Origin of the sequence: Roseateles sp. (assembly GCF_047654805.1) — a bacterium.
In the GTDB taxonomy this organism is placed as follows: domain Bacteria; phylum Pseudomonadota; class Gammaproteobacteria; order Burkholderiales; family Burkholderiaceae_C; genus Pelomonas.
The window spans coordinates 1,082,212-1,099,826 of the sequence record NZ_JASGIV010000001.1; the positions used below are offsets into that span (position 1 = coordinate 1,082,212).

The window sequence follows — 17,615 nt, forward strand, 5'->3', positions numbered from 1 at the left end:
TAGGCTGGAGTCCAATGCGGGGATTACAACTGTTACAGCCTGACCGCGTCTGCCGTGCCTGAAACCAGCCCTGCCACCCCACCGCTGAGAAGCTTCGGCCGTTTCGAGCTGCGCGCCCTGCAGTCCAAGAGCGCGCGCAGCCTGATCTGGCGTGTCTTCGACCCGCGCCAGGGCCAGGAGCTGTTGCTGTGCATGCCGCGCGAGAAGCCCAACAGCCCGTCGGCTCTGGAGCATTGGCTGCGCATGGCCCAGGCCGGTGAGCGGGTGCAGCATCCCAACCTTGCGCCGGTCTTCGAGATCGGTCAGGTCGAGAGCTGGCCCTATGTGGCGTACGACCGTGCGCTGGGCGAAACGCTGGACGAGCGCCTGGCCCGCCAGGCCGCGCCGCTGCCCGTCGATACCGCGGGCTGGGTGGCCCAGCTGCTCGAGGGCCTGGCCTTCGCCCACGAGGCCGGCCACGCCCATCGCGACATCCAGGCCTCCAACGTGCTCATCGACGCCGCCGACAAGGTGCGCCTGATCGGCCTCGAAGTGGCGCAGGAAGTCTTTCCGCCCGGGGTCGACTATGGCACCGTCACGCGTCGGGCCGTGCGGGAGTCGGCCGAGGAAGACGTGTTGTGCGCGGGCCTGCTGCTGCATCGCATCCTCAGCGGCAAGCCGGTGCTGGAGTTGAACGACCTGCAGGCCGTGATGCAGCAGATGCAGCCCATCGGCAAGGAAATGGTGCGCCTGGGCTGGGAGACGCCGCATCCCATCCCCGACCCGCTGCGCGCGATCTGCAACCGTGCCACCGATCGCCAGCTGCGCCAGCGCTACCACCTGGCGCGCAGCTTCTGGCGCGCCCTGGATGGTTGGCGGCAGGCCGCTGCCTACGACGACGGCGGCCCCATCGTGCTGTTGCTGGACAAGTTGCAGCGCATTGGCCACCTGCCGACCACGGTCGGCGGCTTGCACCGCTTCGCGGCCGGCACCAGCCTGGAAGCGCAGCATGCGAGCGCGCTGTCGGAGTTCGTGCTGAAGGACATGGCGCTCAGCCTGGAGCTGGTGCGCCGCGTCAACAACGCGCTGAAGCAGGCCGGCCATCAGGGTGAGACGGTGCTGAACATGCAGCGTGCCGTCCAGATGCTGGGCCTGGATGGTCTGCAGTACGCCATCAATGCGCTCAAGCCCTGGCCCGGTCCACTGCTGCCGCCGGCCACCGAGCTGCTGCGCCAGCTGATGGCGCGGGTTGGCAGGGCCGCCGAGATCGCCCAGGCGCTGCGCCCGGCCGGCTACGACGCCGAGGTGGTCCACCTCATCACCGTCATGCAGAACCTCGGCCGCCTGATGGTGCAGTACCACTTCCCGGACGACGCCCAGCAGATCCGCCAGTTGATGGTGCCGCCCGAGCCTACCGAGGAGCATCCCAATCCGCCTGCCATGAGCGAGCAGGCGGCGGCCTACGCCGTGCTGGGCTGCGACCTGGACGCCCTTGGCGTCGCGGTGGCCCGCCACTGGGGCCTGGGGGACGAGCTGGTGCAGATGATCCGTCGCCAGCCATTGAGTGCGGCCGTGCATGCGAGCCGCAGCGATGCCGACGTCATCCGCCTGACCTGCAGTCTCGCCAACGAATTGGTCGACGCCCTCGGCCTTCCCGAGGCCCGACGCCGCACGGGGCTGGAGTCCGCGACTCGGCGCTACGCCAAGGCGCTGGGCATCGGCCTGCGCGAGGTCACGGAGGCGCTCAACCCGAGCGCACGCAAGGCACCCCCGACGGCGCAGCCGTCCGATGGAGCCGCGCCCGCAGGCGCAGCGCGCGAGCCGCTGCCAGCCCGCGGTGCCTGAGCCGGCCATGAAGCCTCCACGCGCACCTCGTTCGCTGCCCCGCCGGGTGCCGCATGGGCCTGCCCGGCTTCACGAGGGGGCGAGCCAGCGCCTTGCAGCGATCGGGCGCCACTGACATCATGGCCGACGACCTGCCTCCCCAGCTCGGCCGCTTCCGGCTGCTGAAGCGCCTTGGGGAGGGGGCACAGGCGACGGTCTGGCTGGCTCATGACCCGCTGCTGGACCGCGAGGTCGCCGTCAAGCTGCTCAAGTCGGCGGCCGAGCCGGGCAGCGTCGACGAGTGGCTGCACGAAGCTCGCGCAGTCAGCCGGCTGACCCACCCCAACATCGTCCCGGTCTTCGAGGCCGATACCCAGGCGGGGCATTCCTACCTCGTCTTCGAGTATGTCTCCGGCGGCACGCTGAGCCAGCGCCTGCGGGCCGGCCCGCGGATGACGGCGGCGGAAGCCGTCACGCTGATGCTGGGCGTGCTGGACGGTCTCACCGCCGCCCATGCCGCGGGCCTGGTCCACCGGGATCTCAAGCCTAGCAACATCCTGCTCGATGCCCGCGGCCGGCCGCGGGTGATGGACTTCGGCATCGCGGCGCGGGTGTCCACGGCTGCCAACGCGCCGTCGCGCATCGTCGGCACGCCCGGCTATATCTCGCCCGAGGCGGCGAGCGGCGCGCCGCCGCAGCCGCAGATGGACGTGTTCGCCGCCGCCGTCATGCTCGCCGAGATGCTGAGCGGCCAGCGCCTGAACCATGACCCGGACCCCTGGCGCGCCATCCAGCGCGTGCAGACGACGCAGCTGATGTTGCCTGCGGGGCTGGACGCCAGCGTGGACGATGCGCTGCGCGCCATCGTGCAGCGCGGCCTGGCACGCGAGCCGTCGGCGCGCTGGCCCAGCGCCGCACTGCTTCGCGACGCGCTTGCCGCCTGGTTGCGTCCCGTTGCCGAGCCGGATGCGCAGCAGGACGCTCCGGTGCTGGACTTCCTGTTGCGCCGCATGCGCCACAAGAGCGATTTTCCGGCGCTGTCCGACGCCATCGGCCGCATCCAGCGCCTGACGCAGTCCGAGCATGAGAGCGTGGCCAACTTGTCCAACGAGATCCTGAAGGACGTGGCCTTGACGCAGAAGCTGCTGCGCCTCGTGAACACGGCCCAGTACAGGCACACGGGTGGCGGCGGCATCGGCACCGTGTCGCGCGCGGTCGCGTTGATCGGCTTTGCTGGCATTCGCAACCTCGCGCTGAGCCTGGTGCTGTTGGAGCGCATGGAGAACAAAGGCCATGCAAGGCGCCTGCGCGAGGACTACTTGCGCTCGTTGATGGCAGCGTCGCTGGCGCGCGAGCTGTGCGCCAATCCGCGCGAGGCCGAGGAGGCCTTCCTCGCAGCCATGTTCCACCACCTCGGCCGCTCGCTGACCGAGTTCTACTTCCCCGAAGAGGCCGAGGCCGTGCGCCGCCTGGTCAGCCCCGGGGAGGACGGCCAGTCCGCCATCGGCGAGGAGGCCGCATCGGCCCAGGTGCTGGGCATGAGTTACGAGGCCCTTGGCCTGGGCGTGGCCCGGCAGTGGGGCCTGCCCGCCAGCCTGCAGCGCGCCATGCACCGCCCAGCCGGTGAAGCCCCGCAGCGCCTGCTCGTGGACCCGACCGAGCGCCAGCGCTGGTTGGCGCGCGCCAGCAACGACATGGCGGACCTCATCCTCGACACGCCGCCCGAGCAGGCCCACGCCAGGCTGCGCGCGCTGGCGCAGCGTCATGCGCGTGCCCTCGGCTTGAGCGCCGAGGCCTTCGACTTGGCCGCTGACACGGCGCGCCAGCATCTCGCGCAGATGACCGAGGCGCTGGACCTGCACCTGCCGCGCGATTCGCGCGCCCAGCGCCTGCTCGCGCCGCTGACGCCTTCGCTGCATGACTCGCTGACCCAGCACGAACTCGCTCCGACGCTGGTGATGGAGCGTACCCAGGACTTGGCCGCATCGTCCGCCGAGCAAGCCACCCAGCTGCTGGCCGCCGGTGTGCAGGACATCACCGACGCCATGGTCGAGCATTTCCAGCTCAATGCCGTGCTGCGCATGATCCTGGAGACCATCTACCGCGCCCTGGGCTTCCGGCGCGTCATCTTCTGCCTGCGTGATGCTCGCGGCCAGGCACTGACGGGGCGGCTGGGGGTCGGCGCCGATGTGGAACGCCTCGCACCACTGCTGCGCGTGGACTTGACGGCTCAGCCTCCGGACCTCGTCGCCGCAGTCTGCCTCAAGGGAGCAGACACGCTGATCCAGGACGCTCGGGCGCCCAACATCGCTCCGCGACTGCCGGGCTGGTTCCGTGGCGAGCTGCAGGCACAGAGCTTCCTGCTGCTGCCCCTGATGCTCAAAGGAGCACCGTTGGGGCTGATCTACGCCGACCATCCCGGGGCTGGCGCCGTGCAGCTGGGCGACAAGGAGCTGTCGCTGCTGCGCACCCTGCGCAACCAGGCCGTGATGGCCTTCCGCCAGGCCACCGGCTGAGTCGGGGGCGGGCGCGTGCGTTGCGGCCTGCTCGATGCCGGGCGTGAATCCCGGCCGGGGCTGTAGGGCATCTCCCACAGGCGGTGCCGCCACACGCTGACGGGTGCCGCGTCCCCTGTCGCGAATACTGGATTTGCATCCTGCAAGAACCCGGACCCGGCGCGACGGCGATGCATGAACGCCGGGGACTTCAAACCACAGGAGGTTGTATGAATCCCCATCCGATGAAGGGTCGGGCGGCGTTGTTGGCGGTGTTTGCCGCCTCCGCCCTGGCCGCATGCTCGACGACGGGCGACGCGCCGAAGGCGCAGCTGGCCGTGGCCAATGCAGCGGTCGACCAGGCGACCGGCAACGCCGCCGAGGCACCTGCCGAACTGTCCACGGCCAGGGACAAGCTGGCCCGCGCCAACGCGGCCATGGCCCGCAAGGACTATGTGGCCGCGCGCCAGCTGGCCGACGAGGCCGCTGCGGATGCGGCGTTGGCGCAGGCCACTGCCCGCTCCGCCCGCTCCAGCCGCGCGCTGACCGAGGTGCGCGAGAGCATCCAGCAGCTGCAAGCGCAGCTGAACCGTTCCTGACTTCGTCGAAAGGACTGCCATGCACTCCGCCCGCTTCTCTGCATCCCTGACTACCCTGGCGGCCGCGGCCGCCCTGTTCGCCGGCTGCGCCAGCGCTCCCACCGTCACGCCCGCACTGGAGCAGGCGCGCGTCAACGTGCGCAGCGCCGAGGCTGACCCGGCCGTGCTGAAGTACGCCTCGCTGGACGTCAAGAAGGCCGCCGACTCGTTGCGCCGCGCCGAGGAGCTCAGTGCCAAGCGCGAGTCGCCGGCCGACATCGACTCCGCCGCCTACGTCGCCTCGACCCAGGCCCGTACCGCGATGGCCATTGGCCGGGCGTCGACCGAGGAAGAAGCGATCAAGGCTGCCGAGGTCGACCGCGAGCGCGTCCGGGCTGACGCCAATGCGCGGCGTGCCAGCGCAGCCCAGGCTCAGGCCGCCAATGCACAGATCGCGGCTGCCAACGCCAGCGCCGACGCCAATGCCGCGCGCCAGCAGGCCGCAGCCGCCAACGCGGATGCCGCCCAGGCCCAGGCCCAGGCGGCCGCATTGCAGCAGGAACTGGCTGACCTGCAGGCCAGGCAGACCGATCGTGGCATGCTGGTCACGCTGGGCGATGTGCTGTTCGAGTTCGGCCGCGCCGAGGTCAAGCCCGCGGCACAGAACGCCATCGACAAGCTGGCCCACTACCTAGCCCAGCATCCCGATCGCCGTGTGCTGATAGAGGGCTTCACCGACAGCGTCGGCAGTGATGCGGCCAATCTGGCACTCTCGCAGCGCCGCTCCCAGGCCGTGGCCGACGCGTTGCGTGCTCGTGGTGTCGACCCGACCCGCATTGCAACCCGCGGCTACGGCGAGGCCTATCCGGTGGCCAGCAATTCGAGCTCGTCGGACCGCGCGATGAACCGTCGCGTCGAGGTCTATATCTCGAACGACAGCCAGCCGGTGCGCGCGCGCGGTTGATGGCTGTGTTCCTGTCGCTGCCCACCAAAGGAGATCGAGATGACCCTGCACTACAGCACCCCGCCGCGTGATCGCGGCGCCGCCATCTGGCTGGCCGCCGGCCTGCTGGCCCTGGCGAGCGCGGCCCAGGCTGCCGGACCGAGGGCCGGCAACGTTGATCCGCTGCGCCTTCAGTACGAGCGCGAGAAGGCGGACTGCGTCAGCGGGCGCACTGGCGAGCCCCGTGACGTGTGCCTGCGCGAAGCCGGTGCGGCCTATGCCCAGGCGCGCCAGGGCCGGCTGACCGCACCGGGCGATCGTCCCGAACAGTGGGCCCGCAATGCGCTCCTGCGTTGCCAGGCCCAGCCTGCGGAGGACCGTGAACTCTGCGAACGCAGGGTGCGCGAAGGCCAGGTCAGCGGCAGCGTGTCAGGAGGGGGGCAACTGACGACGCTGACGGTGCGCTCGACGGACATCCCTAAGACGCCGGGCCGTTGAGCATGGTGAAAGGGCCAACGCGTGGCCCTTGATCCGCCTGGCTCGCCGGAGAGCCCGTAGCCATCGAGCTTGTCGGCGCTCATTTCAAGGAAGAAGTTAGGGAGAGAGGCTTCCGTCGCATTGCGGATGCGCGTGGCTGTCGTGACTCCTAGATTCCGGCCCACGGTGTCGGCAAAGGAGTTTGCAATGAGCCTCACCCAAGTCCAGCATGTCTTCGCGTCCATCCACGAGAGTGCGCTCAACGACATGCTGCGGGCTTTCTTCACCGCCCGCCCACGCTACCTGCGCTACGGCTCGCCCGCCTTCGTTGCGGCCACCAACGTCACCGCGACGCAGATGGCGGCGATTGCCTTCCCCGGGCTCCCCGGGGGCATCGACTGGGCTGTGCGCTTCGAGTTGCCGCGCGTGGACCTCTTCAAGCAGACCGACCCGCTGCCACCGCAGCTGACATTGCCGCTCGGCGGCTTTGCGTTGCGCACCTCGGTGGAGTTGTGCATCAACTGCGTGAAGCGCCGCGATGACCGTGGCAATGACCATCCGAACGATCCAAAGGATCCCAAGGCTAACAGCCTGGGCGAGGTGACCTGCACCAAGCTCGGCGTGTTTGCCGTCGGCCATCTGGACAGCTGGAATGATGGCAGCGGCAATGGCGAGATCCGCTTGCGGCTGGACGCGGTGGAGCTGGTGGACATCACCCCCGACAGCTTGGAGTCGGTGCTGGAGTGCCTGATCCGCATGCTGCTGGATGCCGCGCTCTCGCAGGTACATCTGCCCTTGCAGGCGCTGCGCGCCGGCGCGTTCAAGCTCATCGTCGCGCAGGGACCGCTGATCGACGACGACCAGGTCTTGGCCCGCGGCAACGTCTGAAGGAGCAATACCATGGCCGAGATCACTGCAGCGCTCGACGAGGGCGGCGCCAACACCCTGTTCAACGCCGCGTTGTCGCTGGTGCCCCTGCCGCCCCAGAGCGGCAGCGCCAGCTTCGGTCCTTTCGTGGCCAGCTACACCGCCAGTGCCAGCTTCGTGCATGGGTCCATCGACCTTATCGCGCCCAATACTGTGCGGGTCGCGAACCTGCGGCTGAACTGGCACGTGTCACTGAGCTTCGGCATCGACTTGAACAGCTTCCTGCCCAGCTTCTGCCTGCCGCAGGTGTGCGTGGACATCCCCTGCGTGGGTCGCGTGTGCACGCCCCGCGTGTGCATCAGTTGGCCCACCATCACGGTGCCCGTGTCGCTGGGCGACTTCGTCGAGGCCACCGCTGACTTCGGGCTGGACATCGCGCTCGTGGGCGGCCAATGGCGCGTGCGTGCAGTGGTGCAGAACGTGTCGCAGCTGCAGTTCGGCCCGGCGACGGCAGGCATGCTGGTGCTCATAGGCTTGGCCATCACCCCGTTGCTGCTGGCCATCCCTTTCATCGGCCCCTTCGTCGCCATCGCGGTCAACGCCATCCTTGCGGCCATCGGCGTCGCCGGCCTGCTGGGCTTCCTTGGCCCCATCGTCTCGCCCTTTGTCAGCGGACTGGTGATCCCCATCTACAACCAGCCCCAGCACTTCCAGGTGCTGCCGGCAGCGGGACCGAACGATCCGGCGGTGTTCGTCACGCTTGACAGCGTGACCGCTGCCATCCAGAGCACTGACGAGGACGAACTCGTCCTGGGCGTGGACATCTCGGCCTGACGGAGCGAACCACCATGCAACACCTCGATACCCTGGACAGCCGTGCCCTGCATGCCGTGGACTGCTATGGCCAGCGCTTCATGCGCGAGGGCGCCTACGCCTACCATGTGCTGCCCGCCGGTGGCGGCGCCATGAACCTGGAGCGGCCATTCAAGATCGATGTCGCGGCCCGCAAGAGCGACGGCAAGATGACGCAGCACCATGTGACGCTGCGTTGGGATGGCAAGGCCTTCATCCCCGAGCTTCAGGAGCTGCGCATCGAGGCTGGCGATCTCGTCAGCTGGAACTGTCCCGACCAGAAGGCGCCAGCCTTCGAGGTGGCAGGCGACAAGAGCTTCTTCGGCAGCAGCTCGCTCGTCAACGAATGTGGCTACAGCCACGCCTTCGGCCTGCCGGGTACCTACCGCTGGGGTGATGCTCACGGTTCGGGCCTGGCCGGTGTGGTGCGCGTGAAGGAAGTGCGCTGCGAGAAGCGCGAAGACCTCGCCCACTGGCGCGCTGCCCTGTCCAAGGCGGCCCTCGTGATGATCAACCATGGCAAGGCGGAGCCTGCCGAGGTGGACATCGTCGTCGGCCAGACGGTCTATTTCGCGATCGTGACCGGGCCAGGCATCACCGTTACCGATTCACGGTTGGCTGCGGCGCAGTGCGGGAGCGGGGGGAGGCCGAAGTCGGCTTGAAGCGGAGTCGGCCCGGAGGTTGCCGAACCACGCCTGCGGATGCAGGAAAAAGAGGTGACGAGCCTTACCCCCGGCACTGGTTGCAACGCTTAGGGCTGCTTGGTTCCCCACCTGACCCGGTTGGGCGCGCTTCCATGCGGGGAGGCCCGTCGAGCGAGATTCTAACCGGGCAGGAACTGGCGGTTGACGGACAAGTCCATGGCCAGGGCCAGCAGCGCGAGCGCGGTGAGGTAGCCCAGCAGGTGCAGACGTGCCTGGCTCATTGCCCAGTGGCCGCAGATCAGGTAGCCCACCAATGCGACGAGCTTGGCGCCCAGCCACCAGTTGCGCACCGGGTGATAGCCGATGGCGCCCCACAGGCTCAGTCCGGTGACGACGAGGCAGGCGTTGACGCCGAACACCAGTACCAGCAAGCGAGCGTCCTTGGCCACGGCCTGCAGCCGTGGCGTGCCGAACTGGAACAGCAGGCCGCGCACGAAGAACAGGCCCACGCTGCACCAGGCAAGCAGCACATGCCACTGGACCATCTGGGTGTAGAACCACGTCATTTCAGGCGTGTCGTTGCGCAGGCCGAGCGCAGGGCTGCGCCCGAGCCGGCCCGCCTTGGGCGACGTGCTAGCGGCTCAGCCCCGCAGGCATTGCCGTCCCGCAGCGCGGGACGACCGGACTTGCCCGCAGTCAGCGTGGCTGGGCTGGGCGCGGGGTTGTCCATTCCTCAGCGTAGCGCGAGGTCGTCTTCGCTGAAGCGGATGCCCAGAGGCTCGATCAGCAACTGCTTCTCGCCGGCCTCCACCGAGCCGGCCACCCAGGCGTCGATGCCGCAGTCGCGGGCGACCTGCGCGGTGCGCTCGGCGTCCCCGGCCTTGACGAAGATCGCGAAGCCGGCGCCCATGTTCAGCGTGGAATAGGCTTCGCGGTCGTCCTGGCCGGCTTCCTTCTGGATGAAGGCCAGCACGGCTGTCTTGGGCGGCACGGTGTGGATGCGGTAGGTGAGGGCGCTGGGGTGCCGCAGCAGCTTGCGCCAGCCGTGGCCAGTGATGTTGGCGCAGTAGTGCGGCGCGATGCCGGCCTTCCACAGCGCTTCGGTGACGGGCGAGTACAGCGCGGTGGGGGCCAGCAGGGCCTCGCCATAGCTCAGGCCAGGCTCGATCTCGGTCAGGTAACCCTGGGGCAGGCGCTCGGCCAGCTTGCGCGCGAGGCTCAGGCCGTTGGCGTGGATACCGCTGGAGGCCAGCAGCACGATGGCATCGCCGGCACCCAGCTTGTCGCCCACAGACAGCCGTTCCTTGGGGTTGATGAGGCCGGTGCAGGACGCCGCCAGGTCGATGCGGCCGTCCTCCACGATGCCGGCCAGCGCCGGCGTCTCGCCGCCGCCCCAGGCGACCTGGCAGGTGTCGCAGGCCGCCTTCCAGCCAGCCACCAGCGCTTGCGCGCGCTGTGCGTCGCCGAACCAGTCGCTGCCGCCGGCAGCCCAGTAGGCCTGCACAACCAGCGGCGTTGCACCCACGGTGATGAGGTCGTTGACCGCCATCGCGATGGTGTCCTGCGCGATGCCGGCGAAGAAGCTCTTGCCGGTCAGCTTGGCCATCTCGTCGGCTACCAGGGTCTTGGTACCCAGGCATTCGACGATGGAGGCGATGTAGAACGGCCCCACGTCCACGACGTAGGCCGACTCGCCGCGCGAGGCCTTCACCTCGCTGAAGCCATGCCCGGCGAGGTGGGAAGCCGTGGCGGCGGCGGCGCGCTGGGCCGTGATCTTCAGAGGGTCGATCAGGTCGTAGTTGACGCCGGCTTGGTCGTAGGTGAGGGGGGCTTGCGAGGTCATGGGGCGGGATTATCCGCGGTGCACCCGCCCATAGAATCTCTCCCCATGAGTTACCAGGTCCTGGCCCGCAAATACCGTCCGCAGAGTTTCGAGCAGCTCGTCGGCCAGGAGCACGTCGTCCAAGCCCTCGCCAACGCGCTGACGCAAGGTCGACTGCACCATGCTTACCTCTTCACCGGCACCCGCGGCGTCGGCAAGACGACGGTATCGCGCATCCTGGCCAAGAGCCTGAACTGCACGGGAGCGGATGGGACCGGCGGCATCACGGCGCAGCCCTGCGGCGTATGCGCGGCCTGTCGCGACATCGACGCCGGCCGCTTCGTCGACTACGTCGAGCTGGACGCGGCGTCCAACCGCGGCGTCGAGGAGATCTCGCAGCTGCTGGATCAGGCCGTCTACAAGCCGGTCGTTGGCCGCTTCAAGGTCTACATGATCGACGAAGTGCACATGCTGTCGAACACCGCGTTCAACGCGATGCTGAAGACGCTGGAGGAGCCGCCCGAGTACCTGAAGTTCGTGCTGGCGACGACCGACCCGCAGAAGGTGCCGGTCACGGTGCTGTCGCGCTGCCTGCAGTTCAACCTGCGCCCGATGGCCGCGGCCGACGTGCAGATGCACCTGGGCAATGTGCTGGGCGCCGAGAGCGTGCCGGCTGAAGGCGGCGCGCTGCGGCTGCTGTCGCGCGCCGCGCGCGGTTCCATGCGCGATGCGCTGTCGCTGACCGACCAGGCCATCGCCTTCGGCGCGGGCTCGCTGACCGAGGCCGGCGTGCGCCAGATGCTGGGCAGCGTGGATCGCGGCCATGTCGTGGCCATCGTCGATGCGCTGGTAGCGGCCAGTGGCGAGGCCGTCGTGGCCCAGGCCGATGCGCTGCGCGGCGCAGGACTGTCGGCAGCGGGCACGCTGGAGGACCTCGCCACGCTGTTCCAGCAGATGGCCCTGGCCCAGGCCGCGCCGACCGCGCTGGACGATGCCGACAACGAGACCGCCGAGATCCGCCGCCTGGCTGCCGCGCTGCCGGCCGACGAGATCCAGCTGATGTACAGCATGGCCCTGCATGGTCGCGCCGAGTTGCATCTGGCGCCCGACGAGTACGCCGGCCTGCTGATGGTGCTGCTGCGCATGCTGGCCTTCCGCCCCGCGGGCACGCAGCCCAGGCCGGTCAAGGCAGCGGCGTTGGTGCGCCCGCCGGCAGTGGCCAAGGCCGCCGTCGCGGTGCCGCTGCCCAAGTTCGCGCCCCCTCCTGCGCCGGTCGCCGCGCCGATCCCCGCGCCAGTGGTGGTAGCGGCCGTGCAGCCAACGGCGCCGACACCGACACCGACACCTCAGGCCGCTGAGCCTGCGGCCGTCGTCGCCGCGCCTGCAGTGGTCGAGCCGTCGACGCCCAGGCTGAGCGACCGGCTGCGCCCGCGCCCTGTGGAGCGCGAGGCCGGGGCCGAGGATGACCAGGCCTTCGACGGCCAGCCGCCCGACGACGCGCCACCTCCCTGGATGGAAGCCGATGGCGCGCCCGTCGCCGCCACAGCGCCCGAGCCACGCGGCGAGCCCGAGGCGCCCCGGCGCGCGGTGCTGCGGGAGACGCCGGAGGGCGCCCGCTGGGCCGAGCGCATCGCGGCGCTCAGCCTGCCGGGCATGACCGGTGAGCTGGCCCGCCAGGCCCAGGCCCTGGCCTGCGACAGCGTCGATGGCCGCGAGGTCTGGAAGCTGCGCATCGAGCGCGAATCGCTGCGCGCGCCGGCCCTCGTCGCCAAGCTCGAGGCGGCGATGAACGCCAGGCTGGAGATCGAGGCCGGCGTGGCTGAGGACTCCATTGCGTTGCGTACCGTCGCACGTGCCGAAGCGCAGCAGCGCGCGGCCGAAGACCTGGCCGCCGGACACCCGATGACGCGGACGCTGTTGTCCCAATTCCCGTCGGCACGCATCCTGCCGGGCTCCGTGCAGCCCGTGCTGACACCCTCAAACTGACAAGGACACGATCATGATGAAAGGCCAACTCGCCGGCTTGATGAAGCAAGCCCAGGCGATGCAGGACAACCTGAAGAAGGCTCAGGAAGAGCTCGCCAACATCGAGGTGGAGGGCCAGAGCGGCGCCGGCCTCGTGAAGGTGGTCATGACCTGCAAGAACGAGGTCCGCCGCGTGACCATCGATCCCAGCCTGCTGGCCGACGACAAGGACATGCTGGAGGACCTGGTCGCCGCAGCCTTCAATGACGCCGTGCGCCGTGCCGAGGCCACCAGTGCCGAGAAGATGGGCAAGCTGACCGCGGGCATGCCCCTGCCGCCCGGCATGAAATTCCCGTTCTGATGGACCACTCCCGAGGCGCTTCCCGCCTCCGCCTAGAGGGGGAGCAGTCCGTGGCCCGGCAAAGCCGGTTTCACGGCTGCCGCCTGACGGGATCGCGCCTGCGGCGGCGATCAATTGCTGACGGCGTGGTTGCGGCTTGAACGCACTGGATTCACTTGTCGAGGCGCTGAAGCGCCTGCCTGGCGTGGGCCAGAAATCGGCCCAGCGCATGGCCTACCACCTGCTGCAGCATGACCGGCAGGCCATGCCTCGCCTGGCCGAGGCGCTGACGATTGCCGGCGAGCGCATCAAGCATTGCGAGCGCTGCCACACCTTCAGCGAGACGCCGGTCTGCGGGGTCTGCGCAGACGACGAGCGCGACGCGCGGCTGCTTTGCGTCGTCGAGACGCCGGCGGACCAGGCTGCACTGGAGCGCACAGGGTCCTATCGCGGCTACTACTTTGTGCTGCTGGGGCGGCTGAGCCCGCTGGACGGGGTCGGCACGCGCCAGATCGGTGCGGCCGAACTGCTCGCGCGGGCGGCGGAGGTGGGCGTCGAGGAAGTCATCCTCGCCACCAGCTTCACCGCCGAAGGTGAGGCCACGGCCCATGTGCTCGCCGAGGCGCTGCGCGTGCGCGGCATCAAGTCCACCCGCCTGGCGCGCGGTGTGCCGGTGGGCAGCGAGCTCGAATATGTGGACCTGGGCACGATCGCCCACGCCCTCAGCGACCGTCGATAGAACGAGGAAACGCCATGACCATTGCCCAGATTTGCCTGCTCGTCGCCTGCCTGCTGCCCATTGGCTGCGCTGGCCTGGCCAAGTCCAAGGGCTTCGGCAAGCGGCGCCGTGATGGCGGCTTCGACAACCACCAGCCACGCGAGTGGCTGGCGAAGCTGGCAGGCTGGCAGGCTCGAGCCAATGCGGCCCAGGCCAACAGCTGGGAGGCCCTGCCAATCTTCATCGCCGGCCTGTTCGTGGCCTACCAGCACCAGGCTGCGCAGGCCACCGTGGACCTGCTGGCGCTGGGCTTCATCGCTGCACGGCTGGCCTATGTGGCCCTCTACGTGGCCGACCAGGCCTCGCTGCGTTCGCTGCTGTGGGCGGCCGGCATGGCCGCCAGCGTGGGGCTGTTCTTCGCGCGCTGAGGCCGGCTGACCTGTTCAGGGTGCGGCCGCCGCCACCACGTTGCGGCCCTTGCCGCTGCCGGCGGTCTTGACGGTTTTTGCGGCCGGCTTGGCTGCCGCCTTGGCGACCTTGGCCGCTGGTGCCTTGGCCACTGCCGTGGCCTTGCGCGTCGGGGCGGCCTTGCGGCTGGCCGCGGTTGCCCGGGCCGGTGACGCGGCCGTGTAGACCACGATGGCCTGGCCCGGCTTGAAGCGGGCGTTGCTGCCCACCTTGTTCCACTGCGCCACCTGCTCGGCGCGTACCTTGTAGCGCGCGGCCACGCCAGCCACGGTGTCGGCCTTGCCGGCCTTCAGGGTCAGGCGACGAAGCGGCGGCGCGTCGGGCGCGAGATTGAGCGCGGCCGTGTCGGCCAGGCGCTCCGAGATGTCGGCATGCACATGCTCGCCGCGCGGTACCAGCAGCGTGGAGCCGGCCTTGACCAGCATCTTGGGCGGGATTCGGTTGATCTCGCGCAGCTGGCTCTCGGGCATGCCGGTGCGCTTGGCCGCATCGGCCGGGCTCATGGTCTTGGGCACGACCCAGGCCGTCCAGCTCGCCATCGGGCCGGTGTGCCGCGCCAGGTTCTCGGCGAAGGCGCTGGCCTGGTCGTAGGGCAGCAGCACCTGCTGTGTCGCGGCGGCCAGGATGACTGGCTTGTTCATCTGCGGGTTGAACTGCTGGAAGGTCTCCAGCGAGATGCCAGCGAACTGCGCAGCCAGCGACACATCGATGTCGCGCTCGATCTTCACGCTCAGGAAGTAGGGGTGGTTGGCCACAGCCGGCAGCGCCAGCGCGTAGCGGTCGGGCGCCAGCACGATGTTCTTCACCGCCTGCAGCTTGGGCACGTAGTAGCGCGTCTCGTCGGGGATCTTCAGGCTGGCATAGTCGGTGGGCAGGCCCAGACGCTGGTTGCGCGCCACGGCCTTCTGCACGTTGCCCGGACCCCAGTTGTAGGCGGCCAGCGCGAGGTGCCAGTCGCCGAACATCTTGTAGAGACGGCCGAGATAGTCCAGCGCGGCACTGGTGGAGGCAAGAACGTCGCGGCGGTCATCGCGGAAGATGTTCTGCTTCAGGTCGAAGTCGCGGCCCGTGGCGGGCATGAACTGCCACATGCCGGTGGCCTTGGCGCTGGACACGGCATGCGTGACGAAGGCGCTCTCGATGAATGGCAGCAGCGCCAGCTCGGCGGGCATGCCGCGCTTCTCGACTTCTTCGAGGATGTGAAAGAGGTAGCGGCTGCCGCGCGTGGTCATGCGCTCGACGTAGTCGGGCCGCGCGCTGTACCAGGCCTCGGCCTTGCGAACCCAGTCGTCATCCAGGTCAGGCAGTCGGAAGCCACCGCGCACGCGCACCCAGAGGTCGGCGCTGGCGTCGGGGGCGTCGAGGTCGATCTTCTCGCCGGGGCGCAGGTTGTCTTCCAGCAGGCCGGCGGCCACCTCGCGCGTAGGTGCCGGGGCGGCGGCCTGCGGCGGCGGTGCCGGGTCGGCTGCGGGGATCTCGGCGGCGGGGGGAGGGGGGGAGGTGCTTCGGCGACCGGGGGCGTGGTCGTGGCGCAGGCGGCCAGCAGCGTGGCCAGGGCGAGGGGTGTCAGTCGGTGGATGAGCTTCATCGGAATCCGTTCTTCCATTCGCGCAGCGTCGCGAACACATCGACCGGGCTGGGCGCGGCCGGGAGTTTGAGGGGGGCGTGGCGGCGGGCGGCTTCCCGCAGGGCCGGCTCGGTACAACGCAGAAAGGGGTTGATGCGGGTCTCGGTGCCCAGGCGTGCCGGCAGCGTCGGACGGCGCGCGGCACGCTGGGCCTCGCACCAGGCGGTGTAGTCCGCCAGCGCAGCGTTGCCGGGGTCGACCTCGCGCGCGAAACGCAGGTTGGACAACGTGTATTCGTGGGCGCAGCACACGCGCGTTCCGGGGGGCAGCGCCGCCAGCGACTGCAGCGAGGCATGCATTTGCGCCGGTGTTCCTTCGAACAGGCGGCCGCAGCCGCCGCTGAACAGCGTGTCGCCGCAGAACAGCAGCGGATCGCCTTCCGGCACCTCGGCCGCGAAGTAGGCGATGTGGCCAGCCGTGTGGCCGGGCACGGCCATCACGGCGAACTGCAGTCCCAGCAGGGTTACGTTGTCGCCGCCCTCCAGGCGCTGCACCGGCTCGGGCAGCTTCTCGTGGACGGGGCCGTAGACGGGGCCTTGCAAGTGCGGGCGCAGCGCATCGACGCCGCCCACGTGATCGCCGTGGTGGTGGGTCAATAGAATGCCGGCGAGCGTCAGGCCCCGGGCATCCAGGGCCGCCAGCACCGGCGCGGCATCACCGGGATCGACGACGAGGGCCTCATGGCCGTTGTCGAGCAGCCAGAGGTAGTTGTCGTCGAAAGCCGGGACAGGCGTGAGCGTCAAACTGAGCGTCAATGTGGCGCCAACCCATGACAGATAAAGCGCCGAGTATAGATTTGGCAGCCTGGCTGCAGACCCCGCCTGGGCTCCACCTGCTGGCCTGGGAGCAGGCACAGGTCGACACGGCCGTGGCCGACCTGTTCGGGTTCCACGCCCTGCAGCTGGGCCTGTCCGAGCTGGACGGTCTGCGGACCAACCGCATGCCTCACCGCTGGCTGGCCGGCCGCGACCCGGCTTGCGACGTCCAGTGCGATTTCGACGCCTTGCCTTTTGAAAGCGCCAGCCTTGACCTGGTGCTGCTGCCGCATGCGCTGGAGCTGGCCTGCGACGCCCATGCGCTGCTGCGCGAGGTGGAGCGCGTGCTGCGACCCGAGGGGCGGCTTATCGTCTTCGGCCTGAATCCGGCCAGCCTGTGGGGCCTGCGCCAGAACCTGGGCCGGCTCAGGCGCCGCGGCGAACCCTACCTGCCCAGCGAGGGCGACTTCATCGGTTACTGGCGGCTGCGCGACTGGCTCAAGCTGCTGAGCTTCGATGTCGAGGCGGCGCGCTTCGGCATCTACCGCCCGCCGCTGCGCTCGGAAGCCTGGCTGCAGCGCTGGCGATGGGCCGACGGTGTCGGCTCCCGCTGGTGGCCGGTGCTGGGCGCCGTCTACTTCATCCAGGCGGTCAAGCGCGTGCAGGGCATGCGCATGATCGGCCTGGCCAAGAACTCGCGCGCGGCGGCCAAGAAGGCACCTGCGGTCGCGCTGAACAACCATCACAACAAGAAATGACCGATACCTCCAAGCCTGCCGTCGCGATCAAGCGCCCGCAGGTCACCATCTATACCGATGGCGCCTGCAAGGGCAATCCGGGCCCGGGCGGCTGGGGCGCATGGCTCAGCAGCGGTGGCCACGACAAGGAACTCTTCGGCGGCGAGCCGGGCACGACCAACAACCGCATGGAGCTGACAGCGCCCATCGAGGCGCTGGCTTCGCTCAAGCGCAGTTGCGACGTTGTCATCTACATGGACAGCGAATATGTGCGCAAGGGTATTACCGAATGGATACACAACTGGCAGCGCCGCGGCTGGAAGACGGCCGACGGCAAGCCGGTGAAGAACGCCGACCTCTGGCAGCGGCTGGATGCGCTGAGGAAGCTGCATCATGTGGACTGGCGCTGGGTCAAAGGCCATGCCGGTGACCCGGGCAACGAACGAGCCGACATGCTGGCAAACAAGGGGGTGTCGTCCATCGGCAGGAGAGGTCAGTAAAGTCCGCGCGAACTTCGCTTCGGA

General features: G+C 69.2%; 18 protein-coding genes and 1 other RNA gene. 14 read left to right on the forward strand and 5 right to left on the reverse strand.

Going from position 1 to position 17,615, the window contains the following annotated elements:
* Positions 1–54: 54 nt before the first annotated feature.
* From QM732_RS04840 to QM732_RS04875, 8 genes are all read left to right on the forward strand, one after another.
* The gene (locus QM732_RS04840; protein WP_415655058.1) at positions 55–1,824 is read left to right on the forward strand and encodes a serine/threonine protein kinase; all 1,770 of its coding nucleotides are present in this window, start codon (positions 55–57) and stop codon (positions 1,822–1,824) included.
* 119 nt (positions 1,825–1,943) lie between these two features.
* The gene (locus QM732_RS04845) at positions 1,944–4,319 is read left to right on the forward strand and encodes a protein kinase domain-containing protein (RefSeq protein ID WP_415655059.1); all 2,376 of its coding nucleotides are present in this window, start codon (positions 1,944–1,946) and stop codon (positions 4,317–4,319) included.
* A 209-nt stretch (positions 4,320–4,528) separates the two neighbouring features.
* Positions 4,529–4,897, forward strand: coding sequence for a DUF4398 domain-containing protein (locus QM732_RS04850; RefSeq protein WP_415655060.1), 369 nt, complete (start codon positions 4,529–4,531; stop codon positions 4,895–4,897).
* 19 nt (positions 4,898–4,916) lie between these two features.
* The gene (locus QM732_RS04855; RefSeq protein ID WP_415655061.1) at positions 4,917–5,840 is read left to right on the forward strand and encodes an OmpA family protein; all 924 of its coding nucleotides are present in this window, start codon (positions 4,917–4,919) and stop codon (positions 5,838–5,840) included.
* Positions 5,841–5,879: 39 nt separating this feature from the next.
* The gene (locus QM732_RS04860; RefSeq protein WP_415655062.1) at positions 5,880–6,317 is read left to right on the forward strand and encodes a hypothetical protein; all 438 of its coding nucleotides are present in this window, start codon (positions 5,880–5,882) and stop codon (positions 6,315–6,317) included.
* A 186-nt stretch (positions 6,318–6,503) separates the two neighbouring features.
* Positions 6,504–7,184 carry a hypothetical protein gene (locus QM732_RS04865; RefSeq protein ID WP_415655063.1) on the forward strand — a complete coding sequence of 227 codons (681 nt, stop codon included), beginning with the start codon at positions 6,504–6,506 and terminating at the stop codon, positions 7,182–7,184.
* A 12-nt stretch (positions 7,185–7,196) separates the two neighbouring features.
* Entirely contained in the window at positions 7,197–7,997 is an 801-nt protein-coding gene (locus tag QM732_RS04870) for a hypothetical protein (protein ID WP_415655064.1), read from the forward strand.
* A gap of 14 nt (positions 7,998–8,011) precedes the next feature.
* Positions 8,012–8,677, forward strand: coding sequence for a hypothetical protein (locus QM732_RS04875; RefSeq protein WP_415655065.1), 666 nt, complete (start codon positions 8,012–8,014; stop codon positions 8,675–8,677).
* Between the two features lie 53 nt (positions 8,678–8,730).
* On the opposite strand, the gene ffs is transcribed toward QM732_RS04875, so the two are convergent.
* From ffs to QM732_RS04890, 3 genes are all read right to left on the reverse strand, one after another.
* Positions 8,731–8,828: signal recognition particle sRNA small type (gene ffs, locus QM732_RS04880), an RNA gene on the reverse strand.
* A 10-nt stretch (positions 8,829–8,838) separates the two neighbouring features.
* Positions 8,839–9,225, reverse strand: coding sequence for a SirB2 family protein (locus QM732_RS04885; protein WP_415655066.1), 387 nt, complete (start codon positions 9,223–9,225; stop codon positions 8,839–8,841).
* Between the two features lie 167 nt (positions 9,226–9,392).
* A complete protein-coding gene (locus QM732_RS04890) occupies positions 9,393–10,502 on the reverse strand; it encodes an AIR synthase related protein (protein ID WP_415655067.1) in 1,110 nt (369 codons plus the stop codon).
* A gap of 45 nt (positions 10,503–10,547) precedes the next feature.
* Here QM732_RS04890 and dnaX point away from each other — a divergent pair, with 45 nt between their 5' ends.
* The 4 genes from dnaX to QM732_RS04910 all read left to right on the forward strand — a co-directional run bounded on the left by dnaX (position 10,548) and on the right by QM732_RS04910 (position 13,932).
* Entirely contained in the window at positions 10,548–12,467 is a 1,920-nt protein-coding gene (gene dnaX / locus QM732_RS04895; protein WP_415655068.1) for a DNA polymerase III subunit gamma/tau, read from the forward strand.
* A 13-nt stretch (positions 12,468–12,480) separates the two neighbouring features.
* Positions 12,481–12,807 carry a YbaB/EbfC family nucleoid-associated protein gene (locus QM732_RS04900; protein WP_088483366.1) on the forward strand — a complete coding sequence of 109 codons (327 nt, stop codon included), beginning with the start codon at positions 12,481–12,483 and terminating at the stop codon, positions 12,805–12,807.
* A 136-nt stretch (positions 12,808–12,943) separates the two neighbouring features.
* Positions 12,944–13,525 carry a recombination mediator RecR gene (gene recR, locus QM732_RS04905; protein WP_415655069.1) on the forward strand — a complete coding sequence of 194 codons (582 nt, stop codon included), beginning with the start codon at positions 12,944–12,946 and terminating at the stop codon, positions 13,523–13,525.
* A gap of 14 nt (positions 13,526–13,539) precedes the next feature.
* Positions 13,540–13,932, forward strand: a complete 393-nt coding sequence (locus QM732_RS04910; RefSeq protein ID WP_415655070.1) for an MAPEG family protein — start codon at positions 13,540–13,542, stop codon at positions 13,930–13,932.
* Between the two features lie 15 nt (positions 13,933–13,947).
* Here QM732_RS04910 and QM732_RS04915 read toward each other — a convergent pair whose 3' ends face one another.
* Both QM732_RS04915 and gloB read right to left on the reverse strand, forming a co-directional pair.
* Entirely contained in the window at positions 13,948–15,387 is a 1,440-nt protein-coding gene (locus QM732_RS04915; protein ID WP_415655071.1) for a transglycosylase SLT domain-containing protein, read from the reverse strand.
* Between the two features lie 169 nt (positions 15,388–15,556).
* A complete protein-coding gene (gene gloB / locus QM732_RS04920; RefSeq protein WP_415655072.1) occupies positions 15,557–16,342 on the reverse strand; it encodes a hydroxyacylglutathione hydrolase in 786 nt (261 codons plus the stop codon).
* 53 nt (positions 16,343–16,395) lie between these two features.
* On the opposite strand from gloB, the gene QM732_RS04925 reads away from it, so the two are divergent.
* Positions 16,396–17,112, forward strand: a complete 717-nt coding sequence (locus QM732_RS04925) for a class I SAM-dependent methyltransferase (protein ID WP_415655073.1) — start codon at positions 16,396–16,398, stop codon at positions 17,110–17,112.
* On the forward strand, positions 17,109–17,591 hold the full coding sequence (rnhA, locus tag QM732_RS04930) for a ribonuclease HI (protein WP_415655074.1): 483 nt from the start codon (positions 17,109–17,111) through the stop codon (positions 17,589–17,591). The genes QM732_RS04925 and rnhA overlap by 4 nt, the downstream gene beginning before the upstream one ends.
* Positions 17,592–17,615 lie beyond the last annotated feature (24 nt).